This is a genomic window from Micromonospora sp. ABR4_055, assembly GCF_056160425.1.
Window position 1 is genome coordinate 1 of record NZ_JBSWXD010000346.1, and the last position, 624, is coordinate 624.

The following is a 624-nucleotide window of genomic DNA, read 5'->3' on the forward strand; positions in this document are numbered from 1 at the left end:
AATGCCGGGTTTGATTTCTTCACAAGTTTTTGTTGGAGAGTTTGATCCTGGCTCAGGACGAACGCTGGCGGCGTGCTTAACACATGCAAGTCGAGCGGAAAGGCCCTTCGGGGTACTCGAGCGGCGAACGGGTGAGTAACACGTGAGCAACCTGCCCCAGGCTTTGGGATAACCCCGGGAAACCGGGGCTAATACCGGATATTACATGCTGCCGCATGGTGGTGTGTGGAAAGTTTTTCGGCTTGGGATGGGCTCGCGGCCTATCAGCTTGTTGGTGGGGTGATGGCCTACCAAGGCGACGACGGGTAGCCGGCCTGAGAGGGCGACCGGCCACACTGGGACTGAGACACGGCCCAGACTCCTACGGGAGGCAGCAGTGGGGAATATTGCACAATGGGCGGAAGCCTGATGCAGCGACGCCGCGTGAGGGATGACGGCCTTCGGGTTGTAAACCTCTTTCAGCAGGGACGAAGCGTAAGTGACGGTACCTGCAGAAGAAGCGCCGGCCAACTACGTGCCAGCAGCCGCGGTAAGACGTAGGGCGCGAGCGTTGTCCGGATTTATTGGGCGTAAAGAGCTCGTAGGCGGCTTGTCGCGTCGACTGTGAAAACCCACAGCTCAACT

General features: G+C 59.0%; 1 rRNA gene. It reads left to right on the forward strand.

What is annotated here, in order from left to right:
- Window positions 1-29: 29 nt before the first annotated feature.
- Window positions 30-624 (forward strand): 16S ribosomal RNA (locus ACXAHD_RS32320); the annotation flags it as partial.